The organism is Vibrio sp. 10N.222.49.C12, from assembly GCF_041475025.1.
In the GTDB taxonomy this organism is placed as follows: Bacteria; Pseudomonadota; Gammaproteobacteria; order Enterobacterales; family Vibrionaceae; genus Vibrio; species Vibrio crassostreae_C.
In genome coordinates, this window is the sequence record NZ_JBFRVF010000030.1 from 92,928 (window position 1) to 112,236 (window position 19,309).

Here is a 19,309-nt window from a genome sequence, read left to right on the forward strand (position 1 = left end):
TAAACCCAATGAGCAGCTTAACTAATTAGTCTTTTAACCAAACAAAAGATAGGTCTGATTGTCGACTGAGATACTTTTGACTTCGGTGTTGAACACGGACTCTAGCTGATCAGGGGTAAGCACTTGATCAGCTGAGCCTGATGCTTGAAGTACACCTTTATCGAGCAACAACACTTGGTCTGCGTGTCTTAGTGTTCTGTTCAAATCATGGTTAGCCATGATCACAGCGATGCCCTTCTCTGCCACTCGTTCAATGAGCTTGTACAACAAGGCTTCTTGAGCAATATCCAACGGAGCTGCGGGTTCGTCGAGGATCAGCAGCTTCGCGTATGGGTTAAGTGTCGGCCAAATTTGCAGGCACATTCCCGCCAAACGTACGCGTTGCCATTCACCACCAGACAGTGTCTGAATTGAGCGATGAAGTTTGTCTGCAATGTCTAGCATCTGGCTGATTTCTTCCAAAGCTGCGTTGATTTCAGCATCAAGGCCGTGTGAGGAGCTTGGCAGTGACAATGCAAGATATTGGAACACTTCTAAGTTGAAGGCTGGCCTTGCGCTTTGGCACAAGTAAGCGCGATGCAATGATAAATCTTGTAAAGACAGCTCCGACAAATCCTGCCCGTCGATCTTTATATCGCCTTTGTAACCATCACCAATTCCAGATATCGCTTCGAGCAAGGTACTTTTACCGCTGCCATTAGGGCCGATAACGTGAGTCACCTGCCCTTGCTTGAGCTCAAATGATAGTGGTAATAAACGAGCGCCGACGCTCAGGCTCTTAATTTGAATCATGATTTTTAATTAACATCCAAATGAAGATAGGCGCACCGATACTGGTGGTCATCACACCCAAAGGCAGCTCTGCGGAATCTAATAAGGTTCTTGCACAGATATCAGCAAACACCAACAACGCAGCGCCAGCAACGGCAGACAAAGGAAGAAGGTATTTGTTATCAGTACCAATCGCTAAACGCAACAAGTGTGGCACAACCAAGCCAACAAAGCTGATCACGCCACCTAAAGCTACCGCGCAGCCGACTAAAATAGACACGGCGAAAATTAGACGCCAGCGCAATCTCGATACGTTTACGCCTAACTGTGCGGCATGCGTTTCGCCAATCATTAACTTATCTAGCTTACTACCTTGCAGGCACAGCCAAATAATCACGGGGATCATCACCAACGTGAGCGAGTGTTGATACCAAGTGACGCCACCTAAGCTGCCCATCAGCCAATACATCAATAAGCGTAGACTTAAGTCATCACTAAAATAGAACGCCCATGTCACCATCGCGCCAGAAAGAATGCCTAACGCGACACCCACTAGCAGTAATTTAGCCGTGGTGAGTCGCATCGTTTTTACCATGCTCACCAGTATCACGGTGAAACAGAGCGAGCCTAAAACGGCGGCAATCATGAACAGTTCTGGAGTCGGAGCAAACGGCAAGAAGAACAGCACGATAACCATCGCCAAACTTGCACCACCAGAAATGCCGAGCACACCGGGCTCTGCTAATACGTTACCCAATAAGACTTGTAAACTTGCGCCAGATACGGCTAACCCTGCCCCGATAGCAATAGCCGCCAATAGTCGAGGTAAGCGTAAATCAATCAGTAGTTTTTGTTCTAACGTGGACAATGTGCCCAGAGGGGAAATGAAAAGATCGCCAACCATTAGGTAAATCGCACTCAGCGCGACAAGCAGTGCTGCCATCAGATAAATGGCTCTAGTCCATTTGCGCTGTTTTTGGTGAAGAAGTTGTTGGAAATCCATATCAAGCTACTTTGAAAATGTTCGCGTAACCTTACCTGTATCCCCAAATAAACTCAAGGCTCACACCGTAATGTGAACCTTGATATTTCAACCAGTTGAGCGGTTGTTTTCGTCGTTTAAACCCGAGTCGATATTAATCGTACACAAGCTGACCATGGTCGAATCGCGTTTCAACTTCACACACCATTAAGGCTGCTCGTTGACCGATAGCAACATTACGATTAGGGAACACCACCGCTTCGTTTTCATTCTTAGCCATTAACGGTTTATCACCATCATGACCGAATACTTCACCGTGCTTGAACGCGGTAAAGTTCTCTACAGAATCTGAGAACATGAAATCGAAGTCATCATGTAAACGAACAATGGTTCTGCTCACGCGATAAGTGATGGTTCGCTTAGGTAAATGCTCTGGCTCAACTTCAGCAATCAAGTTACGCATCGCCAAGTCAAAAGCCGTTAGCTTATCAAGTTGGTTCTCACCAATTCTCGCGACCTGCCCTAGTTCCATTGTCAGTGCTTGCGCTTCGAAGTTTTCAGCACTGTACCAACTGAATGTACTGGTTGGCGCATTTGACAACAACACTGCTTCCACGTGCGCACTGTTAATGAAATCAAACAGCTCTTTACTGCGTACTTCGTGGCGAACTTTAGGGCTCACTGCAAACGAGTAATGCTTAGATAAACGGATTGCACAGTGCAAATCTAGATGCCAACGAGTGGCAGGTTCCGTTTCTTTGTAAAACTCAGTCACCAAGAACTTCAAGTTCTTCGCGATATCCACTTCTCGATTGCTCTCGTACTGCTTTTCATCAAACAGACGATTCATGTTCACATCAAGAAAACGAGTATGCGCGTTAGTGGCTTCTGGGTGAGCTATGATAAACAAGCATCTCGCGTTTACTACTTGGAAACCTGTTTCAATATCCTCAATGAGCTTATCGATCAGCTCCATTGGTGAAGTTTCGTCGCCATGAACACCGGTTGAAAAAATGATGTTCTTGGTTTCAGAATTAAAATCCGCGGGAATCACTTCCAAGACACCGCGTTGATGAAGCTTAATTTGAACACCGTTACTCAGTACGGTCTGTCCTGCAAACACTTCTTGCTCAAGATCTAGGCTGTCAAAAAGAAATGATTGGCGAAAGAGGGTCTTCGTCATGCGCTACTCCTTAATTGCACGGCCGTATGTTAATAAATTGTACATAGAAATTGTGTTGCTAGGATCGCACTTATCAACAGAAACTCCGTTATCACTCACAAATACTACCCATATATTTTTATATTACCTGCTGACTTTACTAACCGACATCTGTTCCAAATAACTTTCTCTATTTAAAGAGACTTTTGGTTGTTTCGGCTTTTCTCAGGTTATGCCAGCAAGATAAGAGCCACGTAAGCTAACACAGCTCTTACCTGCTATGAACAGATTGAGATCAATTAATCTTCCTGATCGAGCAATCTTTCAAATTCATCGATTTGAACTTTGACCATGTCGATGCTTTGTTGCCAAAAATCAGCTTGAGTCAGGTCCATTCCTAAGTGCTTTTGAACGACTTCTTCCGCCATCATGCTGCCCGTATCACGAAGCAACGAAACGTAATCGCCGTAGAATTGCTCACCTTTCGCATCGCGCTGAGCGTAAACACCTTTACTGAACAGGTAACCGAACAAGTATGGGTAGTTGTAGAAGCTTACTTGAGAGATGCTGAAATGCAGTTTGCTCGCCCAGAAGTAAGGGTCAGCTTCTGTCATTGCATCGCCATACCACTCTTTCCAAGTCGTTTCCATCAAGTCACACAGCTGCTGAGCCGTTAGCTCACCTTTTTCACGCTGCTCGTAGAAGGCTTTTTCGAATTCGAAACGCACTGGAATGTTCACCATTAAAGCGAGTGAAGAAGACAACTCTTCCCATAACATCTCAAGTTTCTCGTTACGTGTTTGAGCTTGTTTTAACAAATGGTCTCTAACGATATTTTCAGCAAAGATCGAAGCGGTTTCTGCTAGCGTCATTGGGTAGCGTGTTTGACACAACGGCATGTCTTTCATCACCCAGTTGTGGAACGCGTGGCCTAACTCGTGTGCCAATGTCATTAAATCTGAGCGGCTACCGCTCCATGTCATGAACACAAGCGGAGTGCGTGTCGCGGCAAACTTAGTGCAGTAAGCGCCTAAACGTTTGTTGGCTGCTGGTGCGGCATCAATCCAACCATTATCAACCATCAAAGCGACAAAATCAGCCATCTCTGGATTTACTTCAGCGAACGCAGTTTTGATCACGTCGATCGCCTCATCAAATGGGTAAACCTTAGATTCAGCGTCACCCAGCGGCGGCATCGCAGCTAAGTGGTTCCATGGCTTCATTTCATCTAGCCCGTGAACTCTTGCCATTAACAAACCTGCTTTCTGACCAACAGCTCGATTAGCTTTCGCTACCGACATCATGGTGTCTAGCGTTTCTGGCACAATGCGGCTGCCGTGTAGGCTTGGATCTAGGAAATGCACATCGCTAATCTTCGAACGCTTTTTGTTTTCAGTCAGTCGCCAACCCGCCAATGCATTTAGAATCGAAGCAAAAGACTCTTGGTGCGTTTTCATCGCACCTTGAACCGCGCGCCATGCTGGTTCTTGTTTGTCGAATTCGCTGCCGTACAACAAGCTCGCCGCTTGTGAGAAACCAAGCGCTTCTTCTTTACCATCAAGTTTTAGCGACAGTTTCAAAGAGCCCGTTAGGTTGTCGTATAAACGACCCCATGCATCACGGCCATCCACTTTCATTGCTGCTAACAGCTGTTCTTCAGCCACACTGAGTCGGCTGCTTGAAAGCTTACGTGAACTCTCAATCGCGAAGCGTTGGCCTGCAACATCTGCACTCTCGTGTTCTAAAACCGCATCAATAAACTCTGGTTCAGCGTGAATCAGCGTGTCTTCATAAGGGCTAAACGCTTGAGACATTTCAGAGTTAAGCTTTGCAACACGGCCAAGCAACGCTTTGGCTTCTGTGTGGGTCGCGTCTACCGAAGCGTGACAGTTAGCAAAGGTGCTAATTGTGCTCAGTAGCGTACCTGCCGCTTCTGAAGTCTGAATCGCGTTTTGCATCGCTAGAATGATATGACGCTTTTCAACGTGTAGGTTCAACAGCTCAATGCACTGCTGAATGAGTTCAATGTCCTGTTCGATTTTTGCATCATTAAGATCGCTATAAGCAATGCTTAGATCCCAACTTGGTGTTGTCATGACTAAATTCCTTTCACGTAGGTAGTAATACCAATCAGGTATAGCGGCTGTGAACGCCGCTTTATACTTCTATTTATATTTCTGTTTCTATTTACAGATCTAAAAGATTGTTAATTCTTAAACTGTGTTTTTTGAACACTCAGAGAACAGGTATCCCTATCGATTTAACGCTGATAAAGCTCTGCGCAAACTGAGTGATTTGAATATGCGTTATCGATGCGTTTTCTATCGATAACTTCGAGTACAAACTCGGGTTTTTCCAATCAATATTAAGGCAGTGCGCTAGCAGTATGCGAATCACACCACCATGAGTAACCAACAATATGTTGTCACTTGAATCATTCAAAAGTTGCGACCAAGCTTGAGTTACTCTGTCGTGGAAGCTCTGTAAACTTTCTGCGCCAGTTAATTGATGATTAGCAGGGTCTTTCCAAAAGGTTTCTAACATTCCCCACTTGTCTTCAAGTTCATCAAATGGGACACCATCTACTTCACCGAAGTTCATTTCCTGAAAACCCGATGCAACTGATAAAGGCACAGACATACGCTCTGCAAACAAGCTCGCGAGATCACCACATCGTCTTAGTGGAGAGCTAACCACGCTATCAAAGGTAATGTCTTGTGTAGTTAGTGCCTCACATATCTGTTCTTGAAGATCAGAGTTGACCAGCACATCAGATAAACCATTGAGCGCAGCTTTTCCTTCGACTTTGCCATGTCTTAACAAATAGATGTTTTTGGTTGTTCCATTGACCATGTGTGCGACCTAGCCTTGAATATCAAGCAAGTGATTAGATGGTTTTAAGTGCAGCGGCAATCCGGCAGCAACCAGCGTGACGCGCTCAACGACGCGAGCTAGCGCTTGGTTCATTCGTCCTGCATTGTCCACAAACAAGCGAGACACTTTACCCAGCGGCACCACACCTAAACCGACTTCGTTAGAGACCATGATAATTTGCGCCGGACTTTGCTCGACGCTTTTGACCAATACTTCAACCACGGCTTCAACCTGTTCATTAGTTGCGTCATCACCCAGTTCAAAGATGATGTTGTTCAACCACAAGGTTAGGCAATCAATCAATACCACATCTTCTTTCTCAAAAGACTGCAGTTTTTCGGCTAATTCGACGGGTACTTCATGCTCAATCCACTGCTCGCCACGACGTTGTTGATGGTGCGCGATTCGTTCTCGCATTTCATCATCAAGATATGTCGCTGTCGCAATATAATTGAGGCGTCCATTTGAACATGCTTCAAGCGCACATAATGCTTGTTGCTCTGCAAAACTCGACTTGCCAGAACGAGCTCCACCCAATACCAAATGGCTGTTTCGCTGACTTGCTTGATTAATTTGATTAGCTTGAAAAGTTTGATTCGTGTTTGTCATAGGAAGCCGTTATAGAAAGCCATTGTAAAATGCAGTAATGAATACAAGGTAAGTAAGCAACTCCATCAACTGTTGAGCTGCCCCCAAGCAATCGCCAGTAAAACCGCCAATTCGAGCCATTAACCACGTTTTAAAACCTATTCTGAACAGATAGGCGACGACAGATAAAACCAAAGCGAATTCAAGACCAAACCACAGGCTAGGCAGCACGCCTACCAGCAACAAGAAGACAAGTTCGCCTTTGGTTTGCTTGTTGGCCAATGGTTTACTTTTACTGGTATCTAAATCACTGACATAAGGCATGTCGTAAATTAGCGATGCAGCAATCGCGCGGCTAAAGGTATAACTGGTCACGATTACCATAAACAGTCCCGTCATGCTTATGAGTTCATTCAACAGCACCCACTTGCCAAGCAGAGCCATAATCAGAGCAGACGCACCATAAGTACCGATTCGACTGTCTTTCATGATGGTCAAACGGCGTTCTAGGGTCATGCCGCCACCAATGCCATCGGCCATATCAGTCAAACCATCTTCATGGAATGCGCCAGTGAGCATCAGGCTAAAACTCATCATCAAAAAGATCGCTACTGCACTCGGCAGTACCACATCAAGTAGCAAGAACACACCGCCACACAGAACACCAAGCAACAAACCAACCGTTGAAAAGTAGCGACCAGAACGGTTCATTCGCTCTGTAGAATAGGGCGTGTTTTTCGGCATTGGCAAGCGAGAAAAGAAACCCATCGCCAGCGCAAAAAGCTCCCACTGATAAGTAACTCGATCTTTCAACGATCTTTCTGGTGCATAACTCATTAAACCGTGACTCCAGCACTTTCGAAGCTCGCCATGTTGTTATAGAACTCGGCTGCCGCACGAATGATTGGCATAGCTAGCGCAGCACCTGTGCCCTCGCCTAGTCTCAATCCAAGATCGAGCAGTGGCTCAGCGTCGAGCAGCTCTAACAGAATTTTGTGTCCTGACTCTTCAGAGCGATGGGCGAAGATCATATAGTCTCGGCAACTCGGTTCAATTAAAGTCGCGACATACGCCGCAACCGACACGATAAAGCCATCGACTAATACTGGGGTTTTGTTTTGGTAAGCGCCAAGGAAAGCACCGACCATTTGAACGATTTCATAGCCACCGACTTGTGCGAGTACCTCTTTAATATCTTTAACTTCATTCGCATCTAAACCTTTGCAACGCGCGACACCTTGCTCAACCACAGCCACTTTACGTGCAAGCTGTTCATTGTTGATGCCAGTGCCTAGGCCAACACACTCCGCTGCAGCACGATTCGCTAATGCACTTAAGATCGCTGATGCGCTGCTGGTATTTCCGATACCCATTTCACCAAACATGATGATATTGGTGCCATTCGAAATGGTTTTAGATACAAGATCTGTACCCAGTTCAATCCCACGTTCAACCGTTTCTAAACTCATTGCCGCTTCATTGGCAAAGTTATTGGTTCGCGTACCCAAACGCTGAGAGATCAACATGTCACTGTCTGATTCCACAGGCAACAATATCCCCGTGTCGACTACCGTGATATCGATATTATTCACCGCACAGAAGCAATTGATCGCCGCGCCATCGCTTAAGAAGTTCAACACCATCTGTTGTGTTACCGCGCTTGGAGCAATACTCACGCCTTCGTCAGCAATGCCATGGTCGCCAGCAAAAATGATGATACTTGGCTTATTCAATTCGATGTGTTCAACCGCCGCTTCTTTGCCTTGGCTCTGAATCAATGCCAGTTGATGTGCGACTTTTTCGAGTAAACCAAGGGCACCGAGTGGCTTGGTTTTTTGGTCAATTCGGTGTTGGATGTACTGCGAGTATTGGGTATCTAACATAGTTTTTAAAAACGCTTATTCTGGGTACGTTGATTTAGGGACTGCTACTTAAGGATTGTTACTTAGGGCGTGCGACAGAAAACACATTGGAAAGCGTCGCGTATTCACCGCCACCAAGGCGAGACAAAGGGTCCAATGCCAACGCATCAATCTTAAGACGTTCACTCTCTTTATCGATCACGTCTTCGGAAATGTACACGGTTTCGACTTGAGCAAAGATGAGGCTTTGTGGCACCTCTCCAACCTCTTTTACTTCGTATAAGGTGCAGCCAAAAGCGACCGCGCACTCTTTCACTCTCGGTAAAGAGAAGCCTTCAAATTCAACCAGCTCAATGTTATTCGCGGTGACTTCCGAATCACCATGTTCAAGGGTAGCTGCTGTCGCCGTCATGGTTTCGGCAGAACTTGAAGAAGCAATGTGAATCACTAGCTTACCCGTTTCTAGGGCATTACGAGTGGTATCTTTGATTTCGCAGGACGGCTTCTTCCCAACCGATAACATCAGTAACGGCGGATTACTAGAAACAGGCGTGAAATAAGAGAAAGGCGCGAGGTTGTACTCTTGGTCAGAAGATTCCGTCAATGCCCACGCAATCGGGCGAGGAACAACGGTTTGTGTCATCAGGTGATAAATCTGAGTGGGAGCAAGAGTATCAAGCTTGAGGTTCATAGCACGTCCTTGGTCTATGTGAATTACGACTCAGTTTACGTGTTAAGCAAGTCTGTATCTATGGCTATGTGGCAGAAACCGCAGAGAGTGTTCTTAATTTAAACAGATCACACTGGTTTTTTCTCAGATTGACAGTCAAATTGACGAACCCTAAAACACAAATAATACTGATAATAGATTTATCAATAACTTACATTTTGGCATCGTTTATGCTTTATCTAAATTACTTATTAATCTCTCCATTGATAAGTACCCATACAGTGAATGCCCACAACACTGACGCTACACGAAGAAAGACAATCGATTGAAAGACAAAACAGAACAACGATTTAGGAGGTGTAATGATTCCAAATTCAAGTAAAAGAAAACCAAATAAATCAAGTAAGAAAGCTAGCAAAAAGGTAAGGAAAATCCCACTGTCCTTTACCTAGTAAGAAGCAAGAAAAGTAACAAAGCCCGTCGCCCAGCGGGCTTTGTTATGTTTAACGCCTAACTTAAGTTTCAAACCGCATTTATCTTTCCCACCGCCATTATGTTTCATATCGTACTTATGCTTCAGACCGTACTTATGCGTCGAGCCAAACTAAATCATCTCTTTTTCCATAAACGGGCGACTCCCCACATAATACTGACCACTCGTTTAACAAACTTTTATTCGCTTAAAATTCAAACACTGTTTATATTAAACAAGCACTTGTGGAGTGAAGAAGGGATTAAAATGAGCATTTCTGGAGACAAAACATCGGTCGTGGTGGCTGGTGCAACCGGGTTAATTGGTCATCATGTGATGAAGTTGCTCATCGATGAACCCGCCGTTGATCATATCTATGCCCTATCTCGCCGAGCGTTAGATTCACAGTTTGATTCCAACAAGCTCCACACACTCATTCACAGCGACCTGCAAGTTACCAGTTGGGATGACACGAATGCGACGCCTAATCTTGGCGTTATCTGCTTAGGTACGACTAAGAAAAAGGCAGGATCAAAAGAAGCGCTTCGCAAAATCGATGTGGAACTGGTTAGCCAAGTCGCACAGTCGATGAAGTTTCTTGGGGTTCAACGCGTAGCGGTCGTTTCTAGCTATGGCGCTTCACCAGATTCCTATTCGCACTACCTTCGCTGTAAAGGACAAATGGAACAAAATTTAAAACGTATTGGCTTCAAGCAGCTTTTCATCGCACGCCCTGGGCCTCTGGTGGGTGAGCGTGATGAACCTAGAGCTGATGAAAAACTCCTGCAAAGTGTCTTTCCTCTGCTGTCTCCATTTATGCTTGGTAAGTTCAAAAACCTACGCCCTATTCAGTCGGAAGACGTAGCCAAAGCAATGTTGTTCCGGTTATTCGAAAATAATTTCCAAAATATCGAAATTTACTCGTCAAGTGACATGCTCAATTTATTGGCAAAATATCGCTAAAAAGCTCACCTATTCATCACAATGTTGAATATCCACCCATCCTATTGAGTGGATATTACTAATCGTTCTAATAAATTACTTTTCCTTATTTTAAGTTTTGTTACAGGTCGCTACTGTAGCTAACAGTATTTGCGCCCATATATCTAAGCGCCCTATCGATTTAAAGAGATTTATAAGGAAAACAAATGTCATTTTCAGCTATCGCTGCCTTAGCGGTATTCACTGGTATCCTCTTTTTTCTCTACGGACAGCAGAAAAAAGAAAACACACTTTCTCGCCTCGTTTTACTCGGTTTAGTATTTGGTAGCGCATTTGGTCTTGGTCTACAGCTGTTATTTGGTGAAGGCAATCCGGTCATCAACGAAACACTAGACTGGGTAAATATTGTTGGCCGTGGTTATGTTGGCCTACTGAAAATGGTGATCATGCCATTAGTATTGGTTTCAATGATTGCAGCAGTAGTGAAGCTTGAAAAAGGCGGCTCACTGGGCAAGATTTCTGGTATCACCATTTCTGTACTGTTAGCAACAACCGCGATTTCTGCGATTGTTGGTATTGTTGTAACGCAAGCATTCGGCCTGTCTGCTGAAGGTTTAACAGAAGGCGCTCGCGAAACAGCACGTATCGCAACACTTGAAAGCCGCATCGGTAGCGTTTCAGACCTAACAATTCCACAAATGCTGATCAGCTTTATTCCGACTAACCCATTTGCAGACCTAACGGGGGCTCGCTCTACGTCTATCATCGCGGTTGTTATCTTTGGTGTGCTAACGGGCATCGCTGCTCGTAAAGTGATGGCAGAGAAAGAAGAACTAGAATCTCCAATCCGTACTTTCGTTGAAGCGTCACAATCTATCGTTATGCGCTTAGTTAAGATGATCATGGCACTAACGCCATACGGCATCGCAGCGTTAATGGCGAAGGTAGTTGCAACATCAAGTGCTTCTGACATCCTCAGCCTACTGGGTTTCATCGTTGCATCTTACGTTGCGATTCTACTGATGTTCGTCGTACACGGTGTGTTGGTTTCTTTTGTTGGTGTAAACCCGAAAGAGTACTTCCAAAAGATCTGGCCTGTACTGACGTTCGCTTTCACGTCTCGTAGTTCTGCAGCAACAATTCCACTGAACGTTGAAGCTCAAATCACTAAGCTAAACGTGCCACCAGCGATTGCTAACCTGTCTGCCTCTTTCGGTGCGACGATTGGTCAAAACGGTTGTGCGGGTATCTACCCTGCAATGCTAGCAGTCATGGTTGCGCCTACAGTTGGCATCGACCCAATGGACATCAACTTCATTCTGTCTCTGATTGCTATTATCACAGTGAGCTCATTCGGTATTGCTGGCGTAGGTGGCGGTGCAACGTTCGCGGCGCTTATCGTACTTCCTGCTATGGGCCTTCCTGTAACGATTGCAGCACTGCTTATCTCTATCGAGCCACTTATCGATATGGCACGTACGGCGCTTAACGTATCTGGTGCTATGACAGCCGGTACGATCACAAGCCGCCTATTAGGCAAGAAAGACAAGCAACAAGATCTGGAACAAGCGAACGCTTAATGGGTTCGATTGATTCAAGCACTTGAGTCTCGTTAAACAAAAAAACCGATGCACATGCATCGGTTTTTTATTATCTGTTACTTCTAACTTCCATTACTTCACGAGCAACAGCTTAGAACACAAGTTGAATGACTTTTTCGGCAAGTGCTTCATCGTCGTCTTCACTTAATCCGCTGACACCAATAGCGCCAATCACCTGCCCATTTAATTCAATGGGAACACCGCCTTTAAAGCCAGTGATCTTTGGGTCAGTCCAGTAACTTAAGTCTTTACCAGTTTCTCTCGCCCAAGCACCTAAGTTACCGCTTGGCTGTCTATCTCTTGCAGATGTATAAGCTTTGTTCTGTGCTAACAATCCGGCTTGAACACTCACATTATCCATGCGAATAAACGCCAGTAACTCACCGTGCGTATCACACACGCTCACCGCGATTGCTTGTTGATTACGCTCAGCAATGTCTAGAGCGTTAGACACCAGTTGTTGCGCGATCTTTTGATTCAACATATTCATTCCTTATGGCAGTGCTTGACCACGTGAGTACACGTATAGGTTGTACCACTCTTCACGAGACAGGTTTATCTGAGTCGCGACTGCCGAAGCTTTGATTCGCTCTAGATTTGTGGTGCCAATTACAGGTTGGATACGAGCAGGGTGACGAAGCAAAAATGCCAACACAATCGCTTCACTTTCTACGCCATATTGGTTCGCTAACTGAGCCACGTAGTGCGCTGTCTTTTTCACGTTTTCATGTTCTGAATACAAACCTTGCTCAGCAAATCGGCCTTGTGCCAAACAGCCCCAAGCTTGCAGTTGGATGTTATTCAATTGGCAATGTTCAAGAGTGCCTGCGGCGAAGTCTGATTGATGGTGCCCTTGCGAGTTAATCATCACCCCATCATTCAACCAATCCAATTTGGCTAAGCTCATCTCAACTTGATTCGCGACGATGGGTTGCCCAAGCGCAGATTGCAGGTACTGAATTTGATGGCTGTTCATGTTCGACACACCAAAATAATCGACCTTACCTTGCGCTTTTAAGTTCTCTAACGTTCTTGCTAGCTCATCGAGTTCCATCAAAGGATCAGGGCGGTGCAATAACAGCACATCAAGCTTTTCAGTATTCAATCGATTGAGAATACCGTCTACCGATTGGCCTACCCAATCAGCCGAGAAATCATAACGACCAACATTGCCCTCGCCTTCAAAACGAATCCCACACTTAGATTGAATGAACATCTGTTCACGCAGATCAGGCGCTTGTTGTAATGCTTGACCAAAGGCTTGCTCAGCTTTGCTGAAGGTATAGATATCCGCATGGTCGAATAAGTTAATGCCCGATTCTAGTGCGGTGCCGATTACGCTTCGTGTTTGAGCAACATCCGCACTCGTCACCGGGTTGTCGTTCCAGCCACCACCTAACCCCATGCAGCCATAGGCAATTTGCCCAACATTCGGTAGATAATTTGATAATGGGATACGTTTTTTGTCATTCGTTTTGTTTGTAGATTCAGTGCTGTTCGTCATATCGATTCTCGCTTAGAAGATTTGCTGACCAGAAATATGCCTCTATCATATTGTTCTTTTTAAAAAACAGAATATGCTAGTTACGAAATGATTGTTTGATATGACGAACAATAGATTAGTAGGAATGCGCGAATGAACGAACACAAAAGAATTGAACGACTGATCCTGTTTGTAGAACTTGCTCAGCAACTCAACTTTACCAAGGCAGCCGAAAAGCTCGGTATCTCTAAGAGCTACCTTTCTGAACAGATCAAACGTTTAGAGAACGATTTACAGTGCCCGCTTTTGGTCAGAACCACTCGCAGTGTTCGTTTAACCCAAGAAGGCGAACGCGCGTTACAACAAGGCTTAACGATTCGCTCGCAAGTCTTACAGCTTGAACGCAGTGTTTCTGAGCAACACGACATCGTCAAAGGCCTATTACGCCTCACTGCGCCAAAGATGTTTACTGAGGTATATCTATTCGATATCTGCCAACAGTTTAGGCAGCAATACCCTGAGATTCGTTTCGAGATAAACAGTAGCTACACCAACTTTAATCTCAATCAAGATGATATCGATATCGCGTTTCGTGCCACCAATACTCCACCTGACAACATGGTGGCGAAACACTTGATTAGCTATCAGCATGATTTAGTCGCGACTCCTGGCTATCTTGATCAGTTTGGCCGCCCCAACAATGCCAACGACTTAAATGACCATCAATGCTTAGCAACGCTGCACCAAACCGAGTGGCCTTTAAAATCGGCAAATATTGATGTGTCCGGCTGGCTTTCAAGCAATGACAACCACTTACTTAAGCAACAAGCTATGGCAGGCGGTGGCATCATCCGTATCGCAAGTTATTACGTCGCGAAAGAGGTCGAGCTTGGAGAGTTAGAGCGAGTGCTGACTGATGAATGTCTGCAACAAGGCAACAGTATTTATCTGTTCTATCCGCAAGTTATTTATCCGGCAAAGAAACACCAAGTGTTCGTTAAATTTGTTCAGCATTACTTTGAAAGCTTAAGTCGATAAAATGATGCACAGCTCACTAGGGCTTGTTGGTTTCATCTGGCCAACATATTCGTCGTAGCGAGCTCTACTTCAACCTCTTCGGCTGAATGTGATACCAGTGAAAGTCGACTATATGGCCGATCTACTTTCAAGCCTACTCGTCCTAGTTCTTTTATTTTTTCTTGCTCTTACATTTACATTAATACCTAAACATTCACTCTACGAATCGTTTTTCATTGACTTAAAAATGAAATCATAACGACACACTAATTTGCGTAACTTAGGGTGCAAATAGGCAATCAGATTACAGTGCCTATCAGGAGGATGTATGAAACCAAATCGATCTACGGTACTCACTGGACATGTAAAACACTGCCCATGCTGCTCTACCGAACTGGTCATCAAAGACCACATTCACGTTTGCCCGCGCAATGAAATTGGCGACTGTTACTTCGATGGCTATGACCAACACGAACAGCGCGCTAATACCGATTTTATCGATCATGCAAGTGCCAATGATAGCCTTGTTTACGGCATGTCAGAACACTAAGCTTTATTCAAGATTTGTTGAAGTCATTTCGCGCCAAAAAAAATGCAGCGCCAATCGAGTGATTGTTCGCTGCATTCTTAGATCCTGTAAACTTAGCTAACCAATAAAATGGAGCTAGGTAAAACGGATTACCACATTAGATCATCTGGGATCACGAAGTCTTTGTACGGGTCATCTTCGTCTACTTCGTCTGTGCTACCTGCCTGCGTATCAACGATAGATTCTTCGTCGCGCATAGCAATCTTGTTCGCTACTGCTGTTGGAATAACAACATAGCTCTCGCCTTGACGAGCAATACTTAGAATGCCTTTACTTAGTTGCTTTTGAGTCAGCTCTTCTACGTAAAGATATTTAACTAGCGTACCGTCGGTGAAGTTGTATTTGATCTCACCGTTCTTCTGTTCGATCTTGTTCATCTCAATCAGTTGCTTCACTTGAGCTTTAATTTCTTTGCTCAACTGTTGTTCTTTCAACTGTTGGTTTAGCTCTTTGTCTTTCGCTTGCTGCGCCAGTTTAGTTTCTTCAGCTGCCGCTTTTGCTTCACGAGACTGAACGCGAGACTTTTTAGAGCCTTTCTTCGCCTTCTTTAATTTTTTCTCATTTACCAAGCCAGCTTTAAGCATCTGCTCTTGGAGTGTTAACTTTGCCATGACTTTCCCAGTTCAGGATTAAAAACGGCACTATCATACCTGTTTTTGAGGTTTCTGTTTACTGAACAAGAGTAAATTACAGAACAATCGCAAAATTTATGCTGATAGCTCTAAGCTGTGTCCATATTCCCTTCTTGTTGCTCACAACCTCCACTTTACCGCGACACACAGTTTTCACTTAAGCACGCCAATATTGGCTGTTCCACCGACTCGAAAGCATTAACTGACCCTATTATTCGCGCGCGTACCACTTATCATTCCGATAAGACAATATGTTAATTTTCAATGGTTAATCAATTTTATAAAACCTTGGCATATATCTCATATTTGAATAAATGCCATAGAGTTATAACTCCAATGTCATAACTCTTTACTACGTTATTCTTTAAACCAATCAGTAAGGATAACGTGAAAATGAAAACTCAATGGACTTGCCTGAGTGCAATACTTGCATCAGCTTCATTCATTTCGACCTCTGCGATCGCAGACACCGACGTGTATCTCACCAATAACACCAATCAAGTGATGACCATTCAAGCCAACCACACTGGTACCGACCTGCTTCAACTCGGTGATGAGTGGCAACAGCATGTTGAACAGATTGGTCCTTGGGAGACGAAGAAGCTGATAAGTTTCAACCGCTGGACTGGTGTGAAATCTGGGAAGACCTATGAGTTTGACACTGTGGTATCAAACGCTGTGGGCGAAAGTGTCACGCTCAACCAAACCATGAAGGGACATTGGTATAACTCGACACTGCAACATGGTTTGAGTGCCGCAGACGTCAACCTAACATTGCATGACGATCGTAATATTCATCGCAGCACAACCGATGCGTTCGGGGTCAATGCAGAGCTAGCCCTCAAAGCCGATTCTACAGCGCGCTATGATGATATTTATTACACCATCACCCCACCAAAAGTGGATGAGCAACCAGAGCCGGATGCCAATACACTCAAGGTCATGACTTACAACATCTGGGCGCTGCCTGCCATCGCTTCACATATTGGTGACCGCTATGACCTACTCCCTCAATATGTAAAGGGCTATGACGTGTTGGCGCTTCAAGAGGTGTTTGCTAACGGCAGAGATGAGTTCTTGCGTGAGCTTGCGAAAGAGTATCCTTATCAAACTAAAATGCTCGATAAAGATGGGATTAACATATACGACGGTGGTGTGATCATTGTCAGCCGCTATCCTATCGTTAATGAAGCGCAGTATGTTTTCCCTGATTGCACGGGCACAGATTGCTTTGCTGATAAAGGTGTTAACTACGCGGAAGTGATCAAGAATGGTCAGGCTTACCATGTTTTCGGTACCCACACGGCATCATTCGATACGGACACCGCTCGTGATTACCGACAACGTCAATTCAAGCAGATGCGTGCACTGGCGCAGTCTCTGAATATCCCGGCATCAGAAACTGTGGTTTACAGCGGTGACTTCAACGTGAACAAGCTCAAGTTCCCAGGCGACTATCAACAGATGTTTGCTAACCTGCAGGCTGAAGAGCCACAATATTCAGGTTACACCGCTTCTACCTTTGACCCACGCATCAACAACTTTGCGGGAGAGCCTATGTCGGGTGGTGAGAATGTTGAGTATCTCGATTATGTGTTAGTAAGCTCGGAATATGCAGCCAAAACGCATAACGACAATCGCGTGGATGTCCCAAGATCAACAAGCAGTGAGTTATGGAAGCACTACAACCTTTCAGACCACTTCCCTGTTAGCGCCGTGATCAAGTAACTCGGTGAACCAATAATGCATCGAGTTATATTAATCCTAATGCTCGTCTTAACGGCGAGCATTATTTGCTATTCGTGGTCATCAAAAACGAACGAAACAGCGCTATCTTCTGCTCAACACACAGAACCTAAGCCGCGTGTTTCTACGACAACTAATGACGATAATTCCACGCCTACTGCAACCGCTAGTTCGGAAAACTCCGCATCGCACAGCAATCAAGCCCAAGCCGGAGCACTGGACGGTAAAATTCTTGCTGAAAACTTGAGTGAGCTTGAAGGCAAGGCTTTGTTCGATGAACTCGATGGGTTCTGGAAGCTTTGCCAACAACGCGATGACTGCGCAGAGCAACTCGCACGATTGAAATCAGAATTGCCGGGCATATGGTTTGAGTTACTGAGCGACTATCCGCAGCTATCGGCTGACTGGCAATTAACACAAAGCACTATCCCACTTGAATCCATAGAGACTCTTGAAGATCGTGTTGCCTTATTCAAGCAATCTGCACAACAAGTATGGGGAGAGTTGGCCCACCAGCTATTCGCTGACCAGTTTGCTCATCTGGATTTTACGCTTGACGCTAACACCCTTGAAAAGAACGAAGCGAGCCAGTTTTTGGCCAACTATCAAGATTTGCTTAGTGAATGGCAAAACAATACGGGCACGTTAAACGCCGAAACACAGCTTCAAAAATATGAACTGGCAGTATCTTTGATACCCAGCAGGTATAGCCCTGCTGAAGTAGCATCAGTCAAAGCCGACCTTCAAGATGCCTACTTAGATGAAGCGCAGGCCAGCAACATTGCCGCGCGAGAACAACAAGTCGCACAACAGCAACAAACCGTGATGAGTTATCACGAGCAACTGGATCAGCTCAAAGCAACCTTAGACTCTCAGCACTCATCAAGTTATGCCACTTGGACTCAACAAGATTGGGACAGTTATTATCAACAGCAAGTCACCGATTTCAGGGAGCAGTTCTTTAGCAAGTAACGCCTTAACTTAAACCATCACGAAACTGAGCGGGCGTTTTATTGAGCCAACCTTTAAACGCCCTTCTGAAATTTGCTGGGTCGCTATAACCGAGCCTTTCACCGATGTCATCAATGCTCATGGTTGTGCCGAGTAATAGCTCTTTGGCCAGCTCCACTCGAACTTCGGTAAGCAATATTTGGTAACTGGATGCATGGGTCACTAGCTCTCGCCTGAGTGTACGAGAGCTACAACCAAACTCATCCGCGAGTTGTTCAATATTCGGGAAACTGCCTGCGGTTTGATAAAAGATCGTTTTGATCTGGTTAGTCAGCAGATGCTCAGAGTCCAACGTTTCCATTATCGACTGGCAAGACGCAAGATAGCGCTTCAGTGTCGCTGCATCATGAGTCAATAAGGTTTGCGACAAAACCGATACATCAAAACGCAGTTCACAATGGCTCTGCTCAAAAACTACAGGGCACTGGAAACGATCGTCATAGAGCTTGGCGTAATTAGTGCGTGTATAAGGCAAAGCCAAAATATGAATATCCAACTCATGACCAGTCAGCTCTTTGAATAAAGAGACGATTGAACTCAAGAAATATTCACTGCAGAAAGGAAGCAGATCGCCCACTTCCAATGTGTTCTCAATCTGAATCACTGCTTGCTCGGAATCTAGAAACAATTTAACCGAGAAGATAGGACCGTTCAGGCGCAAATACTTGAAGCCCGACTTGATGGCCTCCCCGACATTTTGACTGGTTGATAGCGCATAACCCAACACACCAAAGTGGCTCAAGCTAGCGTGCTCTCCCAACCAAAGCCCCAAACCATCGTGAGGAAAACTCTGATTAGCCGCGCTAAACAACGAAAGCTTGTCAGCGTAAGTCAGCTTTCCATTCGGGTCTCGCCAATCCATGTTCGGCAAACCCACATCATTGAGTCTGTCTCTTGATCACAAGTC

At 45.0% G+C, this 19,309-nt stretch carries 18 protein-coding genes and 1 pseudogene; 6 read left to right on the forward strand and 13 right to left on the reverse strand.

The window, feature by feature from the left end; genetic code table 11:
- Window positions 1-33: 33 nt before the first annotated feature.
- The 9 genes from btuD to AB4583_RS11095 form a co-directional block, all read right to left on the reverse strand.
- Complete coding sequence (gene btuD, locus AB4583_RS11055; protein WP_017068276.1) at window positions 34-792, reverse strand: vitamin B12 ABC transporter ATP-binding protein BtuD; 759 nt, start codon at window positions 790-792, stop codon at window positions 34-36.
- A complete protein-coding gene (gene btuC / locus AB4583_RS11060; RefSeq protein WP_372117319.1) occupies window positions 779-1,774 on the reverse strand; it encodes a vitamin B12 ABC transporter permease BtuC in 996 nt (331 codons plus the stop codon). Before btuC ends, btuD begins: the two co-directional genes overlap by 14 nt.
- A 133-nt stretch (window positions 1,775-1,907) precedes the next feature.
- The gene (locus tag AB4583_RS11065) at window positions 1,908-2,936 is read right to left on the reverse strand and encodes a succinylglutamate desuccinylase (RefSeq protein ID WP_017059157.1); all 1,029 of its coding nucleotides are present in this window, start codon (window positions 2,934-2,936) and stop codon (window positions 1,908-1,910) included.
- A gap of 278 nt (window positions 2,937-3,214) precedes the next feature.
- A complete protein-coding gene (locus tag AB4583_RS11070) occupies window positions 3,215-5,011 on the reverse strand; it encodes a M3 family oligoendopeptidase (RefSeq protein WP_372117321.1) in 1,797 nt (598 codons plus the stop codon).
- A gap of 139 nt (window positions 5,012-5,150) precedes the next feature.
- Window positions 5,151-5,768, reverse strand: coding sequence for an alpha-ribazole phosphatase family protein (cobC, locus tag AB4583_RS11075; RefSeq protein WP_017059155.1), 618 nt, complete (start codon window positions 5,766-5,768; stop codon window positions 5,151-5,153).
- A 9-nt stretch (window positions 5,769-5,777) separates the two neighbouring features.
- Window positions 5,778-6,398: a bifunctional adenosylcobinamide kinase/adenosylcobinamide-phosphate guanylyltransferase gene (cobU, locus tag AB4583_RS11080; protein ID WP_372117322.1), complete on the reverse strand. Its 621-nt coding sequence runs from the start codon at window positions 6,396-6,398 to the stop codon at window positions 5,778-5,780.
- A gap of 9 nt (window positions 6,399-6,407) precedes the next feature.
- Window positions 6,408-7,214: an adenosylcobinamide-GDP ribazoletransferase gene (locus tag AB4583_RS11085; RefSeq protein ID WP_372117324.1), complete on the reverse strand. Its 807-nt coding sequence runs from the start codon at window positions 7,212-7,214 to the stop codon at window positions 6,408-6,410.
- Window positions 7,214-8,260, reverse strand: coding sequence for a nicotinate-nucleotide--dimethylbenzimidazole phosphoribosyltransferase (gene cobT / locus AB4583_RS11090; RefSeq protein WP_017065520.1), 1,047 nt, complete (start codon window positions 8,258-8,260; stop codon window positions 7,214-7,216). The genes AB4583_RS11085 and cobT overlap by 1 nt, the downstream gene beginning before the upstream one ends.
- A 58-nt stretch (window positions 8,261-8,318) precedes the next feature.
- The gene (locus tag AB4583_RS11095; RefSeq protein WP_017068272.1) at window positions 8,319-8,930 is read right to left on the reverse strand and encodes a flavin reductase family protein; all 612 of its coding nucleotides are present in this window, start codon (window positions 8,928-8,930) and stop codon (window positions 8,319-8,321) included.
- A gap of 718 nt (window positions 8,931-9,648) precedes the next feature.
- Here AB4583_RS11095 and AB4583_RS11100 point away from each other — a divergent pair.
- Entirely contained in the window at window positions 9,649-10,344 is a 696-nt protein-coding gene (locus tag AB4583_RS11100; RefSeq protein ID WP_017059149.1) for an NAD-dependent epimerase/dehydratase family protein, read from the forward strand.
- A 185-nt stretch (window positions 10,345-10,529) separates the two neighbouring features.
- On the forward strand, window positions 10,530-11,903 hold the full coding sequence (locus tag AB4583_RS11105) for an L-cystine transporter (RefSeq protein ID WP_017059148.1): 1,374 nt from the start codon (window positions 10,530-10,532) through the stop codon (window positions 11,901-11,903).
- A gap of 112 nt (window positions 11,904-12,015) precedes the next feature.
- Here the strand turns inward: AB4583_RS11105 and AB4583_RS11110 are convergent, their stop codons facing one another.
- Entirely contained in the window at window positions 12,016-12,408 is a 393-nt protein-coding gene (locus AB4583_RS11110) for a heme-binding protein (protein ID WP_017066157.1), read from the reverse strand.
- A 9-nt stretch (window positions 12,409-12,417) separates the two neighbouring features.
- Window positions 12,418-13,428, reverse strand: coding sequence for an aldo/keto reductase family oxidoreductase (locus AB4583_RS11115; protein WP_017059146.1), 1,011 nt, complete (start codon window positions 13,426-13,428; stop codon window positions 12,418-12,420).
- Window positions 13,429-13,560: 132 nt separating this feature from the next.
- Between AB4583_RS11115 and AB4583_RS11120 the strand changes: the two genes are divergently transcribed.
- Window positions 13,561-14,445 carry a LysR family transcriptional regulator gene (locus AB4583_RS11120; protein WP_372117327.1) on the forward strand — a complete coding sequence of 295 codons (885 nt, stop codon included), beginning with the start codon at window positions 13,561-13,563 and terminating at the stop codon, window positions 14,443-14,445.
- Window positions 14,446-14,752: 307 nt separating this feature from the next.
- Window positions 14,753-14,974, forward strand: coding sequence for a hypothetical protein (locus tag AB4583_RS11125; protein WP_017059142.1), 222 nt, complete (start codon window positions 14,753-14,755; stop codon window positions 14,972-14,974).
- Window positions 14,975-15,102: 128 nt separating this feature from the next.
- On the opposite strand, the gene AB4583_RS11130 is transcribed toward AB4583_RS11125, so the two are convergent.
- Complete coding sequence (locus AB4583_RS11130; protein WP_010441213.1) at window positions 15,103-15,624, reverse strand: DUF2058 domain-containing protein; 522 nt, start codon at window positions 15,622-15,624, stop codon at window positions 15,103-15,105.
- Between the two features lie 414 nt (window positions 15,625-16,038).
- Between AB4583_RS11130 and AB4583_RS11135 the strand changes: the two genes are divergently transcribed.
- The gene (locus AB4583_RS11135; protein WP_372117329.1) at window positions 16,039-17,373 is read left to right on the forward strand and encodes a sphingomyelin phosphodiesterase; all 1,335 of its coding nucleotides are present in this window, start codon (window positions 16,039-16,041) and stop codon (window positions 17,371-17,373) included.
- Between the two features lie 39 nt (window positions 17,374-17,412).
- Window positions 17,413-18,363 carry a chromosome partitioning protein ParA gene (locus tag AB4583_RS11140; protein ID WP_372117334.1) on the forward strand — a complete coding sequence of 317 codons (951 nt, stop codon included), beginning with the start codon at window positions 17,413-17,415 and terminating at the stop codon, window positions 18,361-18,363.
- A gap of 4 nt (window positions 18,364-18,367) precedes the next feature.
- Here AB4583_RS11140 and AB4583_RS11145 read toward each other — a convergent pair.
- Window positions 18,368-19,288 (reverse strand): annotated as a pseudogene (locus AB4583_RS11145) (AraC family transcriptional regulator ligand-binding domain-containing protein); the annotation flags it as partial.
- Between the last annotated feature and the right edge of the window lie 21 nt (window positions 19,289-19,309).

Coding starts and splice junctions, on each gene's coding strand:
- btuD (WP_017068276.1), bottom strand. CDS start 792: ATGATTCAAATTAAGAGCCTGAGCGTCGGCGCTCGTTTATTACCACTA.
- btuC (WP_372117319.1), bottom strand. CDS start 1,774: ATGGATTTCCAACAACTTCTTCACCAAAAACAGCGCAAATGGACTAGA.
- AB4583_RS11065 (WP_017059157.1), bottom strand. CDS start 2,936: ATGACGAAGACCCTCTTTCGCCAATCATTTCTTTTTGACAGCCTAGAT.
- AB4583_RS11070 (WP_372117321.1), bottom strand. CDS start 5,011: ATGACAACACCAAGTTGGGATCTAAGCATTGCTTATAGCGATCTTAAT.
- cobC (WP_017059155.1), bottom strand. CDS start 5,768: ATGGTCAATGGAACAACCAAAAACATCTATTTGTTAAGACATGGCAAA.
- cobU (WP_372117322.1), bottom strand. CDS start 6,398: ATGACAAACACGAATCAAACTTTTCAAGCTAATCAAATTAATCAAGCA.
- AB4583_RS11085 (WP_372117324.1), bottom strand. CDS start 7,214: ATGAGTTATGCACCAGAAAGATCGTTGAAAGATCGAGTTACTTATCAG.
- cobT (WP_017065520.1), bottom strand. CDS start 8,260: ATGTTAGATACCCAATACTCGCAGTACATCCAACACCGAATTGACCAA.
- AB4583_RS11095 (WP_017068272.1), bottom strand. CDS start 8,930: ATGAACCTCAAGCTTGATACTCTTGCTCCCACTCAGATTTATCACCTG.
- AB4583_RS11100 (WP_017059149.1), top strand. CDS start 9,649: ATGAGCATTTCTGGAGACAAAACATCGGTCGTGGTGGCTGGTGCAACC.
- AB4583_RS11105 (WP_017059148.1), top strand. CDS start 10,530: ATGTCATTTTCAGCTATCGCTGCCTTAGCGGTATTCACTGGTATCCTC.
- AB4583_RS11110 (WP_017066157.1), bottom strand. CDS start 12,408: ATGTTGAATCAAAAGATCGCGCAACAACTGGTGTCTAACGCTCTAGAC.
- AB4583_RS11115 (WP_017059146.1), bottom strand. CDS start 13,428: ATGACGAACAGCACTGAATCTACAAACAAAACGAATGACAAAAAACGT.
- AB4583_RS11120 (WP_372117327.1), top strand. CDS start 13,561: ATGAACGAACACAAAAGAATTGAACGACTGATCCTGTTTGTAGAACTT.
- AB4583_RS11125 (WP_017059142.1), top strand. CDS start 14,753: ATGAAACCAAATCGATCTACGGTACTCACTGGACATGTAAAACACTGC.
- AB4583_RS11130 (WP_010441213.1), bottom strand. CDS start 15,624: ATGGCAAAGTTAACACTCCAAGAGCAGATGCTTAAAGCTGGCTTGGTA.
- AB4583_RS11135 (WP_372117329.1), top strand. CDS start 16,039: ATGAAAACTCAATGGACTTGCCTGAGTGCAATACTTGCATCAGCTTCA.
- AB4583_RS11140 (WP_372117334.1), top strand. CDS start 17,413: ATGCTCGTCTTAACGGCGAGCATTATTTGCTATTCGTGGTCATCAAAA.